Here is a 20,313-nt window from a genome sequence, read left to right as displayed (position 1 = left end):
ACCTGCTCAAGCAGGTGATACAAGAGCTCCCCAGCCGGCCATCGCGCTGTCTGCGATAGCGAGCAGCGTTTCGCGCGATGCGCCGTCACGTGCCTGGATCGACATGCCGTGTTGGACACACGTAAAGTAGGCGGCCACAGAGGTACAATCCGTCTCCCGTCCGATTTCTCTTTCCACAATGGCCCTTTCCAACCTGCGCTGGAGAAGCGAAACATTCTGCTGCCTACGCTCCTTGAGTTCCTCGCAGACCGTGGCGTTGCCACCCTCCATCTGCGGAGCGGAAAGCACAATCATGCAGCCCCGCGGCGATGTTCCTCGCGTATAATTCTCGGCGGTAGCTCGTAACAGCATCCAGATCGCCTGATGGGCTGTATTCGCGCTTTCAAGGTAATCCCAGATCCCATCGCCATTCGTCTGCGAGTAGAGATCCAGCGCCTCCAGGAAGAGCTGTTCCTTGCTCCCGAAGGCAGCGTAGATGCTCGGCGGGTTCAGGCCCATCGCGTCTGTCAGATCCGATATTGACGTGTTGTCGAAGCCACGTCGCCAAAAGATGTTCATGGCTCTCTTCAATGCTTCTTCCCGGTCGAAGCCACGGGGCCGGCCACGGGCATTCATGGGTGGAATCCTCTCGATGTGTATCGTCCGTTACATAAATCGCTTGACAGTCTAACGCAAGTCCGGCAGCCATATATGTATCGTTCATTACACATATGGAGTATGGAATGCCCAAATTGCAGGGAAAGGTCGCGCTGGTCACCGGTGGTGGACGGGGTATCGGCGCAGCCATCACCCGGAGGCTAGCCAATGAGGGAGCCACGGTCGTTGTCACCTACGGACGTTCTGGGGAAAAAGCGCAGACGCTGATTACAGAAATCGAATCGGCCGGTGGTTCCGGTCTCGCCGTTCGCGCAGACAACCGCGATCCGGCGGCAGTTGAAGCGGCGGTTGAACGCACCGTCGATACCTTTGGCCGTCTCGATGTCCTGGTGAACAATGCCGGTATTTTCGACGTAAAGCCGCTTCCCGAACTGTCGAATGAAGACTTCGACCGCACCATTGAAATCAATGTGAAGGCGGTTTTCGTCGCAACGCGCAGCGCAGCCTCCCATATGCAGGAAGGTGGGCGCATCATCACCATCGGCAGCAATCTAGCCGAGCGCGTTCCCGGCGCGACAATTAGCCTTTACGCACTGAGCAAAGCCGCCTTGATCGGTTTTACCAAGGGCGTTGCGCGAGACCTCGGACCGCGGGGGATCAACGTCAACATCGTTCATCCGGGCTCCACGGACACGGAGATGAACCCCGCAGATGGCGAAACGGCCGATCTGCAGCGCAGTCTCATGGCCATTCCGCGCTACAACGATCCCGATGAGGTCGCTGGGCTCGTCGCATGGCTGGCTGGGCCGGAGAGCCGCGGTGTTACGGGTGCGGGTTTCACGATCGACGGCGGGTCTAACGCCTGACGGGCAGGGTGTGCGCCTCACAGAGCCGGCCGCTCGGCACGCAGGGCAGGGGATCTTTATGGTCCCCCGCCCTACTTTTTGGGACGTGTGCCCTCGTTACGCCCGAGCTCATAGTGATCGGGTTTCTGCCGCTTTGGCGAAAATTCTCTATCATTTCGCGGCGAGCGGACTGGTGCGTCGAGGTACAAGACGCTCTGGCAGCATGGCGCAATCGTTCGCCTTGACTTTTTGCTCCCTCGGGAATGAGTTATGCTCCGGCGCGATCAGGGCCGTGCCGATAGCTTAAATGATCGACTGGGTAGATGAACCGCCCGGTTCGGCCACTCACCGAGGGGACAGGAATGCCGCGTGTTGCTTATGTAAACGGTCGATATGTCCGCCATGCCGAGGCGGCTGTCCATATCGAGGATCGGGGATACCAATTCGCCGATGGGGTTTATGAAGTTTGCGAGGTTACGCGCGGTTATATCATCGACATGTCCCGGCATCTGGACCGACTAGACCGCTCCCTCCGCGAATTGCAGATTCGGTGGCCAATGCATCGTCGTGCGCTGGAGCGCATCGTGCGCGAGGTCGTCTATCGAAACGGGGTGCGGAACGGACTTGTCTATCTGCAGGTGACCAGAGGCGTCGCTCCGCGTGATCACTTTTTTCCCGCCTCCGAAACACGACCAGCGCTTGTCGTGACGGCGAAGCGGATTGACCCTCAGGCGGCAGCTGGCAAGGTCGAAAAGGGAATTCACGTCATTACCGTTCCGGAGAACCGCTGGGAGCGCGTGGACATCAAGACGGTCGGGCTCCTGCCCAACGTCCTTGCACGGCAAAAAGCGCGCGAGGCAGGCGCGGCCGAAGCATGGTTCATCGATGAAGATAACATGGTGAAGGAGGGGGCTGCCACGAACGCCTGGATTGTGACGAATGATGGTAAGCTCGTAACACGCCCAGCGGAATTTGGTATTCTGCGTGGGGTGACGCGGGCAACGGTCATGGATGTCGCCACGCATATGGGGCTCGAGGTCGAGGAACGCGCATTTTCTGTGGAAGAAGCGCAGTCTGCGCGCGAAGCGTTTATCACGGCAGCTTCGACAGTCGTCATGCCCGTCGTGCAAATAGACGACCGCCCGGTGGCCAATGGGCATCCAGGATCTTTGGCGCTTTCGCTTAGACGTTCCTTTTTTGACATTGCGGAAAAAAGTCCTGCCTGTTAACCACAGCAGAGTTCGGTCTCGATTGATACGGTTGATTGAATGGCGTTAGTGACCGGGGGCGCTTGACAGGGCAAGGTCAGATTTGCGCTATTACTGTTAAATGCGCAGGGGATGGTGAAAGAAAATACAATGGCGGAACGTTCCCAAAATCTTCAGGATCTCTTCCTGAACACTGTTCGAAAGACAAAGAACCCACTTACGATCTTCTTGATCAATGGGGTGAAATTGACTGGTGTCGTGACATCGTTTGATAATTTTTGCGTTCTCCTGCGGCGCGACGGTCATTCGCAGCTTGTCTACAAGCATGCAATTTCCACAATCATGCCGAGTCAGCCGGTGCAGCTGTTCGAGGCGGAGGAAACCAACCGGGAAAACTGATTGGCAAACAAACCCAAAGCGGACAGAGATCCGCGTGCGCAAGGGGAACCGGGTGGTGACGGTCGGACGAAAGCGATCGTCGTAAGCCCGGTTTTTTCGTCCCGCAGCAGTTCTCGATCGGGTGAGAGCGGGGCGGGGAGCGATATGTCCCTGTCGCCGCAATCCCGGTTAGATGAATCTGTAGGCCTTGCGGAGGCGATCGATCTCGAAGTCGTTCACAGCGAGATCGTGACCCTTGCCGCGGCGAGGCCGGCAACACTGATCGGCGCAGGCAAGGTCGAGGAGATTGCCGGCTTGGTCGCCGAGAGCCAGGTCGAGATCGTGATCATCGATCATCAGCTTTCGCCGGTGCAGCAGCGCAACCTGGAGCGCGAACTCAAGGCCAAAGTACTCGACCGAACGGGCCTAATCCTGGAAATCTTCGGTCACCGTGCCCGTACAAAAGAGGGGCGCTTGCAGGTCGATCTTGCCCATCTCGAATATCAGCGCGGGCGGCTGGTGCGAAGCTGGACCCACTTGGAGCGGCAGCGCGGTGGTGGGGGCTTCATGGGTGGTCCTGGCGAGACTCAGATCGAAGCAGACCGGCGATTGCTTCAAGAGCGTATCGTGCGCCTGAAACGCCAACTCGAAACGGTGCGGCGAACGCGCAATCTCCACCGGGCAAAGCGGCGCAAGGTCCCTTATCCTGTTGTCGCAATCGTCGGTTACACGAATGCTGGAAAGTCGACCATATTTAATCGGCTCACGGGCGCCTCTGTCATGGCAGAGGATATGTTGTTCGCCACTCTTGACCCAACGCTGCGACGCGTCCGCTTTCCACATGGCACGGAGGTGATACTGTCGGATACGGTCGGATTTATCTCCGACCTGCCAACGCATCTCGTGGCCGCCTTTCGCGCGACGCTCGAGGAGGTGGTTGAGGCCGATCTCGTGATACATCTACGCGATATCTCCGATCCGGAGACGTCGGCCCATGCTGAAGACGTTGTCGAGGTTCTCACCAGTCTCAATGTCGATGCGTCTGATCCCGATCGTGTTATCGAAGTCTGGAACAAGTTAGATTGTCTGGACGAGAATGAGCGAGAGAGACTACTTCGCAGCGGTGCTGGTGGACGGGCCTTGGTGGCAATCTCGGCCGTAACCGGAGAAGGAATAGAAGAACTCGTTGCCATGATCGAGCAGCGGATTGCCGGACGAATCGAGGAAATGTCCGTCGTTCTTACGCCTAACCGGATGGGGCTGCTGGATTGGATTTACAAAAACGGCGAAGTGACCGCCCGTGAGGATCACGACGACGGCAGCGTAACAATTCGCGTGCGGGCCACCGATGCGGCCCGCGCGGAAATTCGGCGAGAATTGTCGGGCGACAAAAAAGGCATCTGAAGGGGGCGCTTGCGGTAGCGCATTGTGTTTTTCGGCGCGTGCGTTAAGACGGGCGGCGAAGTTTTCAAGCTCCCAGTACAAGCCAGAGGGATACGTTATGACTGCCATTGTCGACATCGTCGGACGTGAAATCCTTGATAGCCGTGGCAATCCGACCGTCGAGGTCGAAGTGGTGCTCGAGGACGGCTCCATGGGTCGGGCAGCCGTTCCTTCGGGAGCGTCGACCGGTGCACATGAGGCCGTAGAGCTTCGCGATGGCGGTACGCGCTTCCTGGGCAAGGGCGTCACTCAGGCCGTCGAGGCCGTCAACGGCGAGATCTTTGAAGCGGTCGGTGGCATGGAAGCCGACGAGCAGCTCCAGATCGATGACACGCTTGTGGAGCTCGATGGTACCCCGAACAAGGGACGCCTTGGTGCAAATGCTATTCTCGGCGTGTCACTTGCGGTCGCAAAGGCTGCGGCAGCTTCATCCGGCATGCCGCTTTACCGGTATGTTGGAGGTGCGTCCGCACACGTATTGCCTGTTCCGATGATGAACATAATCAACGGTGGAGCTCATGCCGATAATCCGATTGATTTCCAGGAATTTATGATCATGCCCGTAGGTGCGGAAAGCTTCCGCGAGGCGGTCCGCTGGGGCGCTGAGATTTTCCACACGCTGAAAGCTGGCTTGAAGGCGGCGGGGCATAATACGAATGTGGGTGACGAGGGCGGCTTCGCGCCCGGACTGAACAGCGCGCAGGAAGCGCTCGACTTCATCATGAAATCCGTCGAAAAGGCTGGTTACAAGCCTGGCGATGAGATTGCGTTGGCGCTCGATTGTGCCGCCACCGAGTTCTTCAAGGACGGCAAATATGTTTATGAAGGCGAGGGGCAGACACGCGATGCTGAGGCGCAGGCTGAGTACCTCGCCAAGCTCGCAAGCGACTATCCGATTATCTCCATTGAAGACGGAATGGCGGAAGATGATTTCGACGGCTGGAAAACGCTGACAGATCTGATCGGCGACCGCGTCCAGCTTGTCGGTGACGACCTGTTCGTGACCAACTCCGAGCGGCTGAAGGATGGGATAAAGATAGGGATCGCCAACTCCATTCTTGTAAAGGTGAATCAGATCGGCACTCTGTCGGAGACCTTGGACGCGGTAGAAACGGCTCACAAGGCCGCGTACACAGCGGTCATGTCTCACCGCTCCGGCGAAACGGAGGATGCGACGATCGCCGACCTGGCAGTTGCCGTGAACTGCGGGCAGATCAAAACGGGCTCGCTCGCCCGCTCCGACCGCACTGCCAAATACAACCAACTCATCCGTATTGAAGAACAGCTTGGTCGCCAGGCTGCCTATGCCGGCCGGGGAATTTTACGCGGCGTCTAAGCCTGAGCTAACTCTCCATTAAGCAAGACGTGGCCATATGTGGCGGAAAGGTATTCCGTACGAATGTGGACACGTCATCATAAACGTCGCAACACAGGACGGCTGATCGTACCAGCGATCGCTATCGTTGTTCTGTCTTATTTCGGTTTTCATGCCTATAATGGCGATTACGGGATCAATGCCAAGCAGCGGCTGAAGCTGCGGATCGAGGTCTTGGAAACCGAACTTGCATCACTGAGCAACCGGCGTAGTGGGCTTGAGGAGCGCCTGCGCCTCGTTAAAGACGGTTCCATAGAAGAGGATATGCTGGACGAGCAGGTGCGCCGTGCGCTGAATGTCGCCAGAGAGAACGAAATCGTTATTTTTCGCACTCGTAGCCAATAAGATTAACTGAATTCCGGTTAATTCATTTTTCGCCAATCTTTCTAGATGCTTAGCTGCATGGCAGCCATGCGTATTTCGTATGGCGGAGCCGAGCACATCATGATACCGTCATAGCTGGCGCCAGGGAGTGATGGACGAAGTCCTGTCGTGGACTATTTCCATATCCTACGGCAGCATGGATGCCCATCCATGCTCGTCCCAAAAACCTTTTCTAGGGAGTGACAGATGGCGACAGCCGCCAGGAAAACTGCATCCAAATCGACGACTGCCAGATCCCGCGGTTCGAAACGGTCATCGTTGGCCGCCGAGACGGGGACACCGGCCGTCAAGACACCGAGTCCGGCGGACTTCAGTAAGGAACAGGAACTCGCCGCTTATCAGGAGATGCTTCTTATCCGACGCTTTGAGGAGAAGGCGGGGCAACTCTACGGCATGGGGCTCATCGGTGGTTTTTGCCATCTCTACATCGGGCAGGAAGCTGTCGTCGTCGGGATGCAGATGGCGCTGAAGGAGGGCGACCAGGTCATTACCTCCTACCGAGATCATGGTCACATGCTGGCAACGGGCATGGACCCGAAGGGGGTGATGGCTGAACTTACGGGGCGGCGCAGCGGCTACTCCAAGGGCAAGGGCGGTTCCATGCACATGTTCTCCAAGGAGAAGAACTTTTATGGAGGACACGGAATCGTCGGCGCATGCGTTCCGCTTGGCACCGGGCTTGCGTTGACCAACAGCTATCGGGGCAATGACAACGTCTCGCTGACTTATTTCGGCGATGGCGCAGCCAACCAGGGGCAGGTTTACGAAAGCTTCAACATGGCCGCGCTGTGGAAGCTGCCGGTGGTCTACATCATCGAGAACAACCGTTACGCCATGGGCACCTCGGTTTCGCGCTCGTCGGCAGAGACGAATTTCGCTCATCGCGGTCTCTCTTTCAAAATTCCCGGCATCCAGGTCGACGGTATGGATGTGCGCGCGGTGAAGGCGGCCGGCGACATGGCTGTGGACTGGTGCCGTTCGGGCAAGGGGCCGATCATTTTGGAGATGCAGACCTATCGCTATCGCGGGCACTCGATGTCTGATCCCGCCAAATACCGCTCGAAGGATGAAGTTCAGAAAATGCGCGCCGAGCGCGACCCGATAGAGCAGGTGAAGCAGCGCCTCGTTGAAAAGAAGTGGGCGAGTGAGGACGACCTGAAAAATATGGACCGCAAGGTGCGTGAGGTCGTGACCGAAGCGGCCGATTTCGCGCAGTCCGACCCCGAGCCGGATACGTCCGAGCTTTACACTGACATTTTGATTTAAGGGGGGGCTGCACATGCCAACGGAAATTCTGATGCCTGCGCTTTCTCCCACCATGGAGGAAGGCAATCTCGCTAAGTGGCTGAAAAAGAAGGGCGACTCCGTCGCGCCTGGCGATATCATTGCTGAGATTGAAACGGACAAGGCAACTATGGAAGTCGAGGCGGTCGATGAGGGGACCATCGGCAAGCTCCTCGTGGAAGAGGGGGCCGAAGGGATAAAGGTCAACACGCCCATTGCCTTGCTGCTCGCCGAGGGCGAGTCCGAGGAAGACATGGACAAGGCCCCGAGAAGCGCAACGCCGCCCGGTTCTCAGTCTCCCGCCGAGGAACCGGCAAGCCAGAAGCAGGAAGATACCCCCGCGCCCGCCGCCGTTCCGAAGGCTGAAACGCAGCCGATGCCGGCCGACCCGGATATTCCGGAAGGGACCGAAATGGTGCCTACTACCATGCGAGAGGCATTGCGCGATGCCATGGCCGAGGAGATGCGGCGTGATGAGGATGTCTTCATCATGGGCGAGGAAGTCGCCGAATATCAGGGTGCCTACAAGGTTACACAGAACCTTCTTCAGGAGTTTGGCGATAGGCGCGTCATCGATACGCCCATCACCGAGCACGGCTTTGCCGGTGTGGGGATCGGCGCGGCCTTTGGCGGGCTAAAGCCTGTTGTGGAATTCATGACCTTCAACTTCGCCATGCAGGCGATGGACCAGATCGTCAACTCCGCGGCCAAAACGTTGTATATGGCCGGTGGCCAGATGGGGGCACCCATCGTCTTCCGCGGGCCGAACGGCGCGGCAGCTCGTGTCGCTGCCCAGCACAGCCAGGATTACGCGGCCTGGTACGGCCATATCCCCGGTCTGAAGGTGGTCATGCCGTATACAGCTGCCGACGCGAAGGGACTGCTCAAGGCAGCGATCCGTGATCCAAACCCGGTAATTTTCTTGGAAAACGAGATCCTCTACGGCCAGACCTTTGACGTTCCCAAGCTGGACGATTTCGTTCTGCCAATCGGCAAGGCGCGTATTCACAAGCAGGGCAAGGATGCCACCATCGTGTCCTTCGGTATCGGAATGACCTATGCGGTTAAAGCCGAGGAAGAGTTGCGCGGCATGGGGCTTGATGTTGAGATCATCGACCTGCGCACCATCCGGCCGATGGATTTGGATACGGTTATCGAGTCCGTGAAGAAGACGAATAGGCTCGTCACGGTTGAAGAGGGATTCCCGCAGTCTTCGGTCGGTGATCACATTGCCGCTCAGGTGATGCAGCGCGCCTTTGACTATCTCGATGCGCCGGTTATCACCGTCACGGGCAAGGATGTGCCGATGCCTTATGCCGCCAATCTAGAAAAGCTGGCGCTGCCCAGTGTGGCAGAGGTCGTCGAAGCGGTGAAAACCGTCAGCTATCGCGATTAAAGGAGGGCCAGCCATGCCGATACAAGTCACGATGCCGGCCCTCTCGCCGACCATGGAAGAAGGCAACCTTGCCAAATGGATGGTCAAAGAGGGCGACAGCGTTGCACCCGGCGACGTGATTGCCGAAATTGAGACCGACAAGGCGACCATGGAAGTGGAGGCGGTGGATGAAGGCACCGTTGCCAAGCTGGTCGTCCCGGAGGGGACCGAGGGTGTTAAGGTCAACGCACTAATCGCCGTGTTGGCCGGGGAGGGCGAAGATCCGGCGGACGCGGCGAAAGAAGCAGAATCTTCCGCACAGCAAAAAGCCGAGCCCGAAGCTGAAGCGCCGTCTCCTACGGCCGAAGAGGCGCCGAAGGAAGAAGAGATCAAGCCCGCAGAAACCTCCGAGCCCAAAGCGAACGGTGCTTCGACTCCCGCCCAAACCGCGACTCCGGCCGCTAAAGGCGAGGGGGAGCGTATCTTTGCCTCGCCGCTGGCCCGGCGTCTGGCCAAGGACGCCGGCATCGATCTTTCTGCTGTGACAGGTTCAGGTCCGCACGGGCGGGTCGTCAAGGCGGATGTGGAGGCGGCGAAAGAATCCGGCACCGCAAAGGCGGCGTCCACTACCGAGGCACCAGCGCCTGTGCCGAAGTCGATGTCGGACGAGCAGGTTCTCAGCCTCTTCGAGGAGGGCTCCTATGAGCTTGTGCCCCATGACGGGATGCGCAAGACCATCGCGCGCCGTCTCGTGGAGGCAAAAACGAGCATTCCGCACTTCTATCTGACGCTTGATTGCGAGATCGATGCGCTGCTCGACCTGCGCAAGCAGATCAATGCCGCGGCTCCGACGGTGAAGACCGAAGACGGCGAGAAGCCGGCCTACAAGCTCTCTGTCAACGATATGATCATTAAGGCTATGGCGGGGGCGTTAAAGGAGGTGCCCGATGCGAACGCCTCCTGGACCGAGGGCGCCATGGTCATGCACAAGCATGCAGACGTCGGGGTGGCCGTCGCCATTCCGGGTGGGCTGATAACGCCTATCGTGCGCCGGGCGGATGAAAAGACACTTTCCACGATCTCTAACGAGATGAAGGATCTGGCGGCGCGCGCCCGCAAGAAGCGACTGAAGCCGGAGGAATATCAAGGCGGAACAACAGCCGTCTCCAATCTGGGCATGTACGGCATCAAAGACTTCGCCGCGGTAATCAATCCGCCTCATTCTACCATTCTTGCGGTGGGGCAGGGCGAGCAGCGTGCTGTCGTGAAAAACGGCGAGGTAAAACCGGCGACCGTCATGTCGGTGACTCTTTCGACCGACCACCGTGCTGTTGATGGCGCGCTGGGAGCAGAGCTCCTCGCCGCCTTCAAACGCCTGATCGAGAACCCGATGGGAATGCTCGTGTAACCATTTCCCCAGGGGAGGATCATTCGAGTTTTGTCCATGAAAAACATCCTCTGCTACGGCGATTCCCTGACCTGGGGGTACAATCCGGAAGGGCCCGGCCGGCACGCCTATGCCGACCGGTGGCCTTCGGTTTTGCAGGAACGGTTGGGCGATCGGGCGTGCGTGGTTGTCGAAGGGCTTAACGGCCGCACGACGGCCTATGACGATTGGCTTGCGGCTGCGGACCGCAACGGCGCGCGCATATTGCCGACCTTGCTGACCACGCACGCGCCGCTCGATCTCGTCATCATCCTGCTCGGTACGAATGATATGAAGCCGTTTATCTGTGGCAGAGCGATTGGCGCGAGGCAGGGGATGCAGCGGCTTGCGGATATCATCCGGCGGCATGATTACCCGATGGATGAAGCGCCCCCGAGGATCCTTTTCGTTTCACCGCCCCCGCTTTGCGAGACGGAGAACAGTGATTTTGCCGCCGGTTTTGAGGGGGGCATTGCCGAATCCTGCAGATTGGCACGGCTTTATGCGCAACTGGCGACGGATAGCGGCTGTGTATTTTTCGACGCCGGTTCGGTGGCGAAAACCTCATCTCTCGATGGCGTTCATCTCGATGCCGAGGGAACCCGCGCGGTCGGCATCGGTCTCGAGCCTGTTGTCCGCCAGATGCTTGAATTGTGAAGGAGCTTTCAGTGGCTGAAACCTATGACGTCATCATTGTCGGCTCGGGGCCGGGGGGCTATGTCACGGCCGTGCGTTCGGCCCAGCTCGGTTTCAAGACAGCGATTGTTGAGCGCGAGCATCTCGGCGGCATCTGCCTGAATTGGGGATGTATCCCGACCAAGGCGCTGCTGCGCTCCGCCGAAGTTTTGCATAATACCCAGCACTCAAAAGACTATGGCTTCACGATCGATGGCAGCATCAAGGTCGATGCGGGTGGCGTGGTCGATCGGTCGCGCAAAGTTGCCGGCCGCCTCAACGGCGGCGTCTCGTTCTTGATGAAGAAGAACAAGGTCGACGTCATCTGGGGCGAGGCGAAGGTGACGAAAGCGGCAAAAGATTCCGAGCCGGCCGAGGTGACAGTCTCCAAGTCGCAGAAGAAGCCAATGGAGCCACAGCCTCCGGTGCCGAAGGACGTGAAAGGTGAGGGCACCTACAGGGCCAAGCACGTTATCCTCGCCACTGGCGCACGGCCGCGGGTCCTTCCCGGACTAGAGGCGGACGGCGATTTGATCTGGACGTATTTCGAGGCCATGGTGCCGAAGGAGATCCCGAAATCCCTCGTTGTTGTCGGTTCGGGCGCGATTGGCATCGAGTTTGCCTATTTCTACCGCGCCATGGGGGCGGAGGTCACCGTTATTGAGCTTCTGCCGCGCATTCTTCCCGCGGAGGATGAGGAGATTTCAAAATTTGCAAAGCGCCAGCTCGAGAAACAGGGCATCAAATTCCACCTCGAGTCCAAGGTCTCCAAGGTGGAGAAGGTCAATGGTAAGTTGCGCGCCCATGTTGAGGGTAAAGACGGCAAGGTCCAGGAGCTTACGGCCGAGCGCCTGATCTCCGCGGTCGGCGTGCAAGGCAATGTCGAGAATCTCGGCCTTGAGGAGCTTGGCGTGAAAACCGAGCGCGGGACGATTTCAGTCGACGGATTTGGTCGTACCAATGTGCCGGGCCTCTACGCTATCGGCGATGTCGCCGGCCCGCCCATGCTCGCGCACAAGGCGGAGCACGAGGGCGTCGTCTGCGTCGAGAAAATTGCGGAAATACCGGGCGTACATGCGCTCGACAAGAACCGGATCCCCGCCTGCACCTATTGCCAGCCGCAGGTGGCCTCCGTGGGAATAACGGAAGAGGATGCAAAGGAGCAGGGGCGCGAAGTCCGCGTCGGCCGTTTCCAGTTCGGCGCCAACGGCAAGGCCATCGCGCTGGGCGAGGATCAGGGTTTCGTGAAAACCATTCTCGACAAGAGGACGGGCGAGCTCCTTGGGGCTCATATGATCGGCGCTGAAGTTACCGAGCTCATCCAGGGTTTTGTGATCGCCATGAACCTGGAGACGACCGAAGAAGAGCTCATGCACACCATTTTCCCCCATCCGACATTGTCCGAGATGATGAAGGAAAGCGTGCTTGACGCGTACGGGAGAACGCTTAACGCTTGACAGACCCGATCGGCTAGCATCCGCTTCGCGCGTTCGAGTATAGTATCAGAGTGATTCTGCGAGAATAGGAGGGACTTTTTTATGGAAGGATTAGGCTGGATTCTGACGATTGTTATCGGCGGGATAGCTGGCTGGATCGCAGAGAAAATCATGAATGTTCATCACGGACTTCTGATGAACATCGTTCTCGGTGTGGCCGGTGCCATCATTCTAAATGCGATTCTCGTCGCGATCATGGGCAGCACTATTGGCGGGATAATCGGTCAATTGATCGTTGCGATCATTGGCGCCTGTCTGCTGATTTGGGTGTTTCGCCTTATACGTGGTGCCAGCACATAGCGGCACTAGATTCCCGCCTGCGAAAAGCAGGCGGGCTTTCGTCGGGGACGCTGATGATTATATGCGAGAATGCAAGCCGCGACTGAAACAGGGTAGAGAGTATCATGGTCACCGTTGTCGATACTGTTTCCAACAGCAAGCCGCGGCTGCGGCATCCCGAGAAGGCTCACCGGCCTGATCAGGAGGTTCTGCGCAAACCTAACTGGATCCGCGTGAAAGCACCGACCTCGAGAGGTTATCTGGAAACACGTGAGATCGTAAAATCGAACAAGCTGGTGACCGTTTGCGAAGAGGCGGGATGTCCCAATATCGGCGAGTGCTGGGACAAGAAGCACGCTACATTCATGATTATGGGTGAGATTTGCACGCGGGCTTGCGCCTTCTGCAATGTGGCCACTGGTATTCCCAGCGCTTTGGACCGGAGTGAGCCGGAGAATATTGCCAAGGCGGTTTGCGAGATGGAGCTCAATCATGTCGTGATCACCTCGGTCGACCGCGATGACCTGAGCGATGGCGGCGCCCAGCATTTTGTCGAAGTCATCCACGCAATCAGGGAATCCTCGCCCCAGACGACCATCGAGATCCTGACTCCTGATTTCCTACGCAAGGAGGGAGCGCTGGAGGTCGTGGTCGCGGCGAAACCGGATGTCTTCAATCACAATCTGGAGACCGTTCCGTCGAAGTATCTGACGGTGCGGCCCGGTGCGCGCTATTTCCACTCTATCCGCCTCTTGCAACAGGTGAAGGAGTTGGACCCAACCATGTTCACTAAATCAGGCATTATGGTTGGTTTCGGCGAAGAGCGGAACGAGGTTCTGCAACTCATGGACGATCTGCGATCAGCGGATGTCGATTTCATCACCATCGGACAGTATCTGCAGCCCACGCGCAAGCATCATCCGGTGAAGAAGTTCGTGACCCCGGAAGAATTCAAGTCCTATGAAACCATAGCCTACACCAAGGGTTTCCTGATGGTATCATCGAGTCCGCTGACGCGCTCCTCGCACCATGCGGGCGAGGATTTTGCGCGCCTGCGAGCCGCCCGTGAAGCGCGCCTGATGTCGGCCAAAACCGCGTAAGGCATTCATGCCCAAGCACGAAACTGTTCGCAGGGTACGGCATACGCCCGATCATATGTTCGATTTGGTGGCGGACATCGAGTCCTACCCACAATTCGTGCCCATGTGCGAGTCGCTCACTGTTCGTTCGCGCAAGGAGCGCGATGGCGTCGCAATTCTCGTGGCGGACATGACCGTCGGCTATAAGGCCATCCGCGAGACGTTTACGAGTCAGGTTGTTCTAAAGCCCGAAGAACGCGTGATCGATGTACGTTACATCGATGGACCGTTCCGCTTTCTGCAGAACCAGTGGCGCTTCGAACCCGTGGAGAACGATCAGACGGAAGTCCATTTTTTTATCGAGTACGAATTCAAGAGCCGGATGCTTGCCATGTTGATGGGCACCGTTTTCGACCGCGCCTTTCGCAAGTTCTCCGAAGCTTTTGAGCGGCGTGCCGACGAGGTTTACGGGCGTGTCGCATAAGCAGCATCGCGCGCAAGCTCGAGGGCGACACGTGCGCTCTCCCGGCGTACTGCGGTACGGGTCATCCCGGAGAAAATCCGCTTTACAGCCGTAGCTTCCCTTTGCTTGCCGGCGAGACCGAACCAGACGAGCCCGACGGGCTTTCCAGCCGTCCCGCCGCCCGGACCGGCAATGCCGGTGACGGAAACAGCGATGTCTGCATGTGAATGCGCCAGCGCGCCGACAGCCATCTCACATGCGGTCTGTTCTGAAACGGCACCGTGTGCAGCGAGGGTCTCGCTGGTGACGTTCAGCATCTCCGTTTTGGCTTCATTCGAGTAGGTAATGAAGCCGCGATCGAAAACGTCGGAGGCGCCGGAGATTTCCGTTATCGTAGCACCAAGCATGCCGCCGGTGCAGGATTCTGCTGTTGCAAGCTTCAGTCCGCGCGCTTGAAACGCGCTTAGAAGCTCCGTTGCAAGATCCTCAATGTCGCTCATGACCGCGCTTCCGCGAGCTGGCCGGGGTAGACGACCGTCGCCGTGGCTATTGCGGCGATACCTTCGGAACGGCCGATGAAGCCGAGCTTCTCGTTGGTCGTGGCCTTGACAGAAACGCGCTCGGCCGCAATGCCCAGCATATCGCAAAGTTCAGCGACCATCGCCGCGCGGTGTGGCCCGATCCGCGGTGCCTCGCAAATCAGGCTGATATCCGCATTGGAAATACGGCCACCGCGTTCGCTCACATATCTTACCGCGTGTTCCACGAAGAGTCGTGAGCGCACGCCCTTCCATTGCGGGTCGGATGGCGGAAAATGGGTTCCGATGTCGCCCGCGCCGCAGGTTGCCAGCAACGCATCCGTCAGCGCATGTAGCCCGACATCGGCGTCGGAATGGCCGCTCAATCCCTTTTCATAAGGGATATCGATGCCGCAGAGCGTGACGTGATAGCCGTTCCCAAAGGCATGCACATCGTAACCGTTACCCGTGCGCACATCCGGCCATTCCATGGCGGAGTCTCCCAGCCTCTTGTCTGCGAGCGCGATATCGCGCGCCCATGTGAGCTTCACATTGTCGGGCGAGCCTTCCACCAGGCGCACCGGCATTCCCGCCCATTCTGCAATCGCGGCGTCATCCGTAAAGCCCTCCATGGCTACATCCCGCGCCTTTTCATGAGCATCGAGAATCGAATGAAACGGAAAGGCCTGTGGGGTCTGTGCAGCGAAAAGTCCGTCGCGCGGCACAGTTTCGCTTACAAGGCGCTCCGGGCCCGCGCGCTTCAATGTGTCCGAGACTGCGACCGCGGGTAGGGCCCCCATACTCGCGGCGGCGGTCTCGACCACGCGGCTGATCAATTCGGTATCCACAAAGGGCCGCACGGCATCGTGAATAAGCACGATGTCGGGTTCGGCTTCTTTCAGCGCGGTCAGGGCGAAATATGTGGACTCTTGTCGGGACGAACCGCCATGGACCACGCGGATATCGACCGGTAAGTCGCGGCATGCGCTTTGAAACAGCGCTTCGTCTGCGGGATGAATTGCCACCACCACGACGTCAATTTGCGGGTGGGCGGCAAATGCCCGAACCGTATGACGAATCACGGGCTCACCGCCGATCAGGCGATATTGTTTCGGGCCTTCCGTGGTCTGCCCAGCACGTTCGCCACGCCCGGCGGCGACGACCACCGCTGCGCCGCGAATGGACCTGCTCTTGGTATCTGCACTCATAGAGGCAGGGATACGCACGACATTCATGAAATGCCACCGGAATCTGCATAGACGGGGATGATCCCGAGATGAATGCCTGCGTGCTTGCCTCGTTGGGCTGATTGGTCTAGCCAAGACGCAAAAGTTCACTCTCACTTTCAGACGCACGGCAATGACAATCATAGATACGCGTACGCCAGAACCAAAGCGGCTCATTTCCGGCGCCACCGGCGACTGGGAGATTATTGTCGGCATGGAAATTCACGCGCAGGTGACCTCGCACGCCAAACTCTTTTCCGGTGCATCGACCGCATTTGGATCTGAGCCGAACTCCAATGTTTCGCTCGTCGATGCGGCGATGCCGGGGATGTTGCCGGTCATCAATGAGGAATGCGTCAAACAGGCGATCCGCACTGGTCTTGGCCTGAAAGCGCAGATCAATCACCGTTCTGTCTTCGACCGAAAGAACTATTTTTATCCGGACCTGCCACAGGGCTACCAGATATCGCAGTACAAGCAGCCCATCGTGGGTGAGGGCGTGGTGATCGTCTCTGTCGGCCCGGCCAAGGATGGCAGCTTCGAGGAGATCGAAGTGGGAATCGAGCGCCTGCACCTGGAACAGGACGCAGGCAAGTCGATGCACGACCAGCATCCCACGATGTCCTATGTGGATCTGAACCGCTCCGGTGTGGCCTTGATGGAAATCGTGTCCAAACCCGATATTCGCTCAGCGGACGAGGCGAAGGCGTTTCTGACCAAGCTGCGCACCATTCTGCGCTATCTCGGCACCTGCGACGGCAATATGGACGAGGGTTCAATGCGCGCCGATGTGAACGTCTCGGTGCGCCGGCCAGGTGAGCCTTTCGGCACGCGTTGTGAGATCAAGAACGTCAACTCCATCCGCTTCGTCGGCCAGGCGATCGAGTCAGAAGCACGGCGCCAGATCGCCATTCTGGAAGATGGCGGCACCATCGACCAGGAGACGCGCCTCTTCGATCCCGCCAAGGGCGAGACGCGCTCCATGCGCAGCAAGGAAGAAGCGCATGACTACCGCTACTTCCCCGATCCGGATCTTGTGCCGCTGGAGTTCGACCAAGCCTATGTGGACGCGCTGGCAGAAGGATTGCCGGAACTCCCTGACGAGAAGAAAGCACGTTTTATCGAGAGCTTCGGGCTGTCCGAATACGACGCCTCGGTGCTGGTGTCGGAAAAAGCGATTGCCGCTTATTTCGAAAAGGTTGCGGCCGGGCGCGACGGCAAGGCGGCAGCGAACTGGGTTATCAACGAACTGTTGGGGGCTCTCAACAAGGCCGGTGAACCAATTGAGAACACACCGCTTTCCCCGGATCAGCTTGGTGCCATCATTGATCTGATCAAGGACGGCACGATTTCGGGAAAGATCGCAAAGGAGCTCTTTGAGATTGTCTGGACCGAAGGTGGCGATCCGCGCGTGATTGTCGAAGAGCGCGGTATGAAGCAGGTCACGGATACTGCGGCCATCGAACAGGCAGTGGACGAGGTGATCGCAGCCAATCCGGACAAGGTGGAACAGGCCAAAAAGAAGCCGACGCTCGCCGGCTGGTTCGTCGGTCAGGTCATGAAGGCCACGGGCGGGAAGGCCAACCCACAGGCCGTCAATGCGCTCGTTCGGGAGAAGCTCGATATCGAGGACTAGGCGATGATGTATATCCGTACGGCATCCGAGGGTGATCTGGAAGCCGTACGCGCACTGCTGGTCGAGACCTGGCACGCGACCTACGACACCATCTATGGCCGTGACCGCGTAACGGAGATCACCGATGACTGGCACGCCACACCAACGCTGAAAGGCCGTCTGAAGCGTCCGGAGTCCGAATTTATTCTCGCCGATGATGGCGAGGAAATCGTCGGGATGGCGTTTGCCGCTGCGGTGGACGGCGGAAAGACAGTCATGCTGCACCAGCTCTACGTCAAGCCTTCTCATCACGGCCGAGGCATCGGTATGATGCTCGTGGACGAGATCGAAGGCTGCTTTCCCGGGGCCTCTAAGGTGCGCCTCGAGGTTGAGGAGGCTAACAGCCGGGCGGTCGGATTTTACCTGAGATGCGGCTTCACCAAGATCGGCACCACCGCCAATTGCGGTGGGGAGCAGTCGGGAATCCCCGCTGCAATCTTTGAGAAACCGATCGCCTGGGCCGATTGATGTCGATTCATCGAGGACGGCAGCAATGAAACTCGAAGAGCTTGTGATCCGCGATGCGCGCCCATCCGACCTGCCATCGCTCGTGGCCATGTACGCCGCTGACACGCTGGGTGGTCATAGTGACACGACGGATGGCGCCGCAGACGCGGATTATCTGAATGCCTTTAATGCTATTCATGCAAGCCCGAATGACACGCTCTATGTGGCCGAAATCGACGGTAAGGTCGTGGGCACGTTTCAAGCCACGCTCATCACGGTAATGACGGGGCGCGGAGCAACCAACATGAAGATCGAGGCCGTCCAGACGCGCGAGGACATGCGCGGGAGCGGTATTGGCTCAGCCATGATTCGTTTTGCGATAGAACAGGCACGGGCCGCGGGCGCAGCCTCTGTCCAGCTTTCGTCGAATGCAGCGCGGCACAACGCGCACCGTTTCTATGAACGACTTGGGTTTGAAAAATCCCATGTCGCCTTCAAAATGAAGCTGAAATGACGACGCACAAGGCCTTGCGTTCCGGCATCAGGATCGCCATAACGCATGCAATCCGCCCTTCGATTGGCGAGCGAGTGATGCGATGAAAGAATTCCTGCTTCAGTTCTTTACCTGGTGGAACGGCCAAACGTTGGGTACGCGCTTTAACACCTGGCGTAAGGGGCGCCGCGTCGGTGAAGACGAGTTCGGCAACATCTATTATCAGGGGGGAACGGATTCGGAAGGGCGCACCCGCCGCTGGGTCATTTACAATGGCTACTCGGAAGCTTCCAGCGTCCCGCCCGGCTGGCATGGTTGGCTACACCACAAGGTAGATACCCCACCGGTGGCGGAAGAGTATGCACCGCGTGAATGGCAGAAGCCGCATTTGCCCAATCTTACGGGTACACCGGCCGCCTACAGGCCACGTGGCTCGGTCCTGACCAATGAGGATAGGCCGCGCGTCACCGGTGATTACGATGCTTGGACACCGGGCGGCTAGCTTGTCGGCTGCGCGCATACTTCTCGCCACAATTGCGCTCTATCTCCAAAGCGAATCGAGCGCAAAGCGACGGGGGAAACGGCAAGCATGAAGCAACTCGACTGGCCGGATGGAGCACGCATCACTCTCATGGCGCTCGGCGTGCTGGCTTTTTGCTCACCGGCGTTTGCCGAACGGATCGAGAATCGCGTTGCCGAGTTCAGCGGGATTGACAAGATCACCGGCCGCACGATCAGTTTCGATGCGTATATCGACGAGACGGTCCAGTTCGGCGCTTTGCAGATTACGCCGCGTGTCTGTTACAGCTCACCGGAAACGGAGGAGCCGAAAACCGACTCGTTCGTAGAGGTCGACGAGATTACGCTTGATCGAAAGATACAGCGGATTTTCACTGGCTGGATTTTTGCTGAAAGCCCAGGCTTGAATGCGATTGAGCACCCCGTCTATGACGTTTGGCTCACGAGTTGTAAGCAAGAATCAGACGTACCGCCGCCGGAGATCAATTAGCTCAGCATCGGTCAGAACTTGACGGTTCCTTCCAGTGCTTCCGCGAGAAGCTGCTCGTAGCGCCGCCGTGGCACGTCAATGGCACCAAATTGCTTTAGATGTGCCGTGGTGAACTGCGTATCGAGCAGCAAGAAACCTCGTTCTCGCATGTGGTTCACTAAGTGAACGAGACAAATCTTTGAAGCATTAGCCTCTCGCGAAAACATACTTTCACCAAAGAATGCGCGCCCCAACGTAACACCATAGAGCCCGCCGACGAGCCGGTCATCGCGCCATGCCTCGACCGTGTGACAGTAGCCGCGCTCAAAAAGCGTGCTGTAGGCTTCGCGGATCGGCTCGTTGATCCAAGTTTCCCGCCGCTCCGGGCCGGTCTCTGCGCAAGCACGGATTACAGCATCGAAGTCTGAGTCATACCGGATTTCATACGGCTTATGCCGGAGGACTTTCTTGAGGCTCCGCGGCACGTGAAACTTGTCCAGCGGAATAATGCCGCGCATTTCCGGACGCACCCAGAAGACCTCCGGATTGTCAGCATGCTCAGCCATTGGAAACACACCTGTAGCATAGGCGCGCAGCAGCAGGTCGGGCGGGATGTGAAATGCGGGGGCGATGGGGCGTGTCATGACACCCCTCGCATT

Annotated in this window: 23 protein-coding genes; 19 read left to right on the top strand and 4 right to left on the bottom strand. The window is 58.2% G+C overall.

Going from position 1 to position 20,313, the window contains the following annotated elements:
* Positions 1 to 6 precede the first annotated feature (6 nt).
* Entirely contained in the window at positions 7 to 558 is a 552-nt protein-coding gene (locus LY631_RS04915; RefSeq protein ID WP_274424016.1) for a TetR/AcrR family transcriptional regulator, read from the bottom strand.
* A gap of 164 nt (positions 559 to 722) precedes the next feature.
* Here LY631_RS04915 and LY631_RS04910 point away from each other — a divergent pair, with 164 nt between their 5' ends.
* From LY631_RS04910 to LY631_RS04845, 14 genes are all read left to right on the top strand, one after another.
* Entirely contained in the window at positions 723 to 1,463 is a 741-nt protein-coding gene (locus LY631_RS04910; protein WP_274424015.1) for an SDR family NAD(P)-dependent oxidoreductase, read from the top strand.
* A 341-nt stretch (positions 1,464 to 1,804) separates the two neighbouring features.
* The gene (locus tag LY631_RS04905) at positions 1,805 to 2,671 is read left to right on the top strand and encodes a D-amino-acid transaminase (protein WP_274424014.1); all 867 of its coding nucleotides are present in this window, start codon (positions 1,805 to 1,807) and stop codon (positions 2,669 to 2,671) included.
* A 129-nt stretch (positions 2,672 to 2,800) separates the two neighbouring features.
* Positions 2,801 to 3,049: an RNA chaperone Hfq gene (hfq, locus tag LY631_RS04900; RefSeq protein WP_274424013.1), complete on the top strand. Its 249-nt coding sequence runs from the start codon at positions 2,801 to 2,803 to the stop codon at positions 3,047 to 3,049.
* The gene (gene hflX, locus LY631_RS04895; RefSeq protein WP_445082840.1) at positions 3,050 to 4,432 is read left to right on the top strand and encodes a GTPase HflX; all 1,383 of its coding nucleotides are present in this window, start codon (positions 3,050 to 3,052) and stop codon (positions 4,430 to 4,432) included.
* Positions 4,433 to 4,529: 97 nt separating this feature from the next.
* Positions 4,530 to 5,807 (top strand): phosphopyruvate hydratase, encoded by a 1,278-nt coding sequence (gene eno, locus LY631_RS04890; protein ID WP_274424012.1) that lies wholly within the window; start codon positions 4,530 to 4,532, stop codon positions 5,805 to 5,807.
* Between the two features lie 63 nt (positions 5,808 to 5,870).
* A complete protein-coding gene (locus tag LY631_RS04885) occupies positions 5,871 to 6,191 on the top strand; it encodes an FtsB family cell division protein (protein ID WP_274424011.1) in 321 nt (106 codons plus the stop codon).
* 225 nt (positions 6,192 to 6,416) lie between these two features.
* The gene (gene pdhA, locus LY631_RS04880) at positions 6,417 to 7,496 is read left to right on the top strand and encodes a pyruvate dehydrogenase (acetyl-transferring) E1 component subunit alpha (protein ID WP_274424010.1); all 1,080 of its coding nucleotides are present in this window, start codon (positions 6,417 to 6,419) and stop codon (positions 7,494 to 7,496) included.
* Between the two features lie 13 nt (positions 7,497 to 7,509).
* Complete coding sequence (locus LY631_RS04875; RefSeq protein ID WP_274424009.1) at positions 7,510 to 8,910, top strand: pyruvate dehydrogenase complex E1 component subunit beta; 1,401 nt, start codon at positions 7,510 to 7,512, stop codon at positions 8,908 to 8,910.
* 13 nt (positions 8,911 to 8,923) lie between these two features.
* Positions 8,924 to 10,297 carry a pyruvate dehydrogenase complex dihydrolipoamide acetyltransferase gene (locus LY631_RS04870; RefSeq protein ID WP_274424008.1) on the top strand — a complete coding sequence of 458 codons (1,374 nt, stop codon included), beginning with the start codon at positions 8,924 to 8,926 and terminating at the stop codon, positions 10,295 to 10,297.
* Positions 10,298 to 10,333: 36 nt separating this feature from the next.
* Positions 10,334 to 10,972 carry an SGNH/GDSL hydrolase family protein gene (locus tag LY631_RS04865; RefSeq protein ID WP_274424007.1) on the top strand — a complete coding sequence of 213 codons (639 nt, stop codon included), beginning with the start codon at positions 10,334 to 10,336 and terminating at the stop codon, positions 10,970 to 10,972.
* 11 nt (positions 10,973 to 10,983) lie between these two features.
* Positions 10,984 to 12,447: a dihydrolipoyl dehydrogenase gene (lpdA, locus tag LY631_RS04860; protein ID WP_274424006.1), complete on the top strand. Its 1,464-nt coding sequence runs from the start codon at positions 10,984 to 10,986 to the stop codon at positions 12,445 to 12,447.
* A gap of 81 nt (positions 12,448 to 12,528) precedes the next feature.
* Positions 12,529 to 12,786 (top strand): GlsB/YeaQ/YmgE family stress response membrane protein, encoded by a 258-nt coding sequence (locus tag LY631_RS04855; RefSeq protein ID WP_274424005.1) that lies wholly within the window; start codon positions 12,529 to 12,531, stop codon positions 12,784 to 12,786.
* 104 nt (positions 12,787 to 12,890) lie between these two features.
* Positions 12,891 to 13,865, top strand: a complete 975-nt coding sequence (gene lipA, locus LY631_RS04850; RefSeq protein WP_274424004.1) for a lipoyl synthase — start codon at positions 12,891 to 12,893, stop codon at positions 13,863 to 13,865.
* A gap of 7 nt (positions 13,866 to 13,872) precedes the next feature.
* The gene (locus LY631_RS04845; RefSeq protein ID WP_274424003.1) at positions 13,873 to 14,328 is read left to right on the top strand and encodes a type II toxin-antitoxin system RatA family toxin; all 456 of its coding nucleotides are present in this window, start codon (positions 13,873 to 13,875) and stop codon (positions 14,326 to 14,328) included.
* On the opposite strand, the gene LY631_RS04840 is transcribed toward LY631_RS04845, so the two are convergent.
* Positions 14,310 to 14,807, bottom strand: coding sequence for a CinA family protein (locus LY631_RS04840; RefSeq protein ID WP_274424002.1), 498 nt, complete (start codon positions 14,805 to 14,807; stop codon positions 14,310 to 14,312). The two genes, LY631_RS04845 and LY631_RS04840, sit on opposite strands and share 19 nt — an antisense overlap.
* On the bottom strand, positions 14,804 to 16,033 hold the full coding sequence (locus LY631_RS04835) for a bifunctional 2-C-methyl-D-erythritol 4-phosphate cytidylyltransferase/2-C-methyl-D-erythritol 2,4-cyclodiphosphate synthase (RefSeq protein ID WP_274424448.1): 1,230 nt from the start codon (positions 16,031 to 16,033) through the stop codon (positions 14,804 to 14,806). The genes LY631_RS04840 and LY631_RS04835 overlap by 4 nt, the downstream gene beginning before the upstream one ends.
* A gap of 151 nt (positions 16,034 to 16,184) precedes the next feature.
* On the opposite strand from LY631_RS04835, the gene gatB reads away from it, so the two are divergent.
* The 5 genes from gatB (at position 16,185) to LY631_RS04810 (ending at position 19,675) form a co-directional block, all read left to right on the top strand.
* The gene (gatB, locus tag LY631_RS04830; protein ID WP_274424001.1) at positions 16,185 to 17,687 is read left to right on the top strand and encodes an Asp-tRNA(Asn)/Glu-tRNA(Gln) amidotransferase subunit GatB; all 1,503 of its coding nucleotides are present in this window, start codon (positions 16,185 to 16,187) and stop codon (positions 17,685 to 17,687) included.
* Positions 17,688 to 17,690: 3 nt separating this feature from the next.
* Positions 17,691 to 18,194 carry a GNAT family N-acetyltransferase gene (locus LY631_RS04825; RefSeq protein WP_338000416.1) on the top strand — a complete coding sequence of 168 codons (504 nt, stop codon included), beginning with the start codon at positions 17,691 to 17,693 and terminating at the stop codon, positions 18,192 to 18,194.
* Between the two features lie 25 nt (positions 18,195 to 18,219).
* A complete protein-coding gene (locus LY631_RS04820) occupies positions 18,220 to 18,687 on the top strand; it encodes a GNAT family N-acetyltransferase (protein ID WP_274424000.1) in 468 nt (155 codons plus the stop codon).
* A gap of 82 nt (positions 18,688 to 18,769) precedes the next feature.
* Positions 18,770 to 19,168, top strand: a complete 399-nt coding sequence (locus LY631_RS04815) for an NADH:ubiquinone oxidoreductase subunit NDUFA12 (RefSeq protein ID WP_274423999.1) — start codon at positions 18,770 to 18,772, stop codon at positions 19,166 to 19,168.
* Between the two features lie 129 nt (positions 19,169 to 19,297).
* Positions 19,298 to 19,675 (top strand): DUF2155 domain-containing protein, encoded by a 378-nt coding sequence (locus LY631_RS04810; protein ID WP_274424445.1) that lies wholly within the window; start codon positions 19,298 to 19,300, stop codon positions 19,673 to 19,675.
* Positions 19,676 to 19,686: 11 nt separating this feature from the next.
* On the opposite strand, the gene aat is transcribed toward LY631_RS04810, so the two are convergent.
* On the bottom strand, positions 19,687 to 20,298 hold the full coding sequence (gene aat, locus LY631_RS04805; RefSeq protein ID WP_274423998.1) for a leucyl/phenylalanyl-tRNA--protein transferase: 612 nt from the start codon (positions 20,296 to 20,298) through the stop codon (positions 19,687 to 19,689).
* Positions 20,299 to 20,313: the final 15 nt, after the last annotated feature.

The organism is Chelativorans sp. YIM 93263, from assembly GCF_028767125.1.
In the GTDB taxonomy this organism is placed as follows: domain Bacteria; phylum Pseudomonadota; class Alphaproteobacteria; order Rhizobiales; family Rhizobiaceae; genus Chelativorans.
This window is presented reverse-complemented; position numbering and strand designations above follow the sequence as displayed.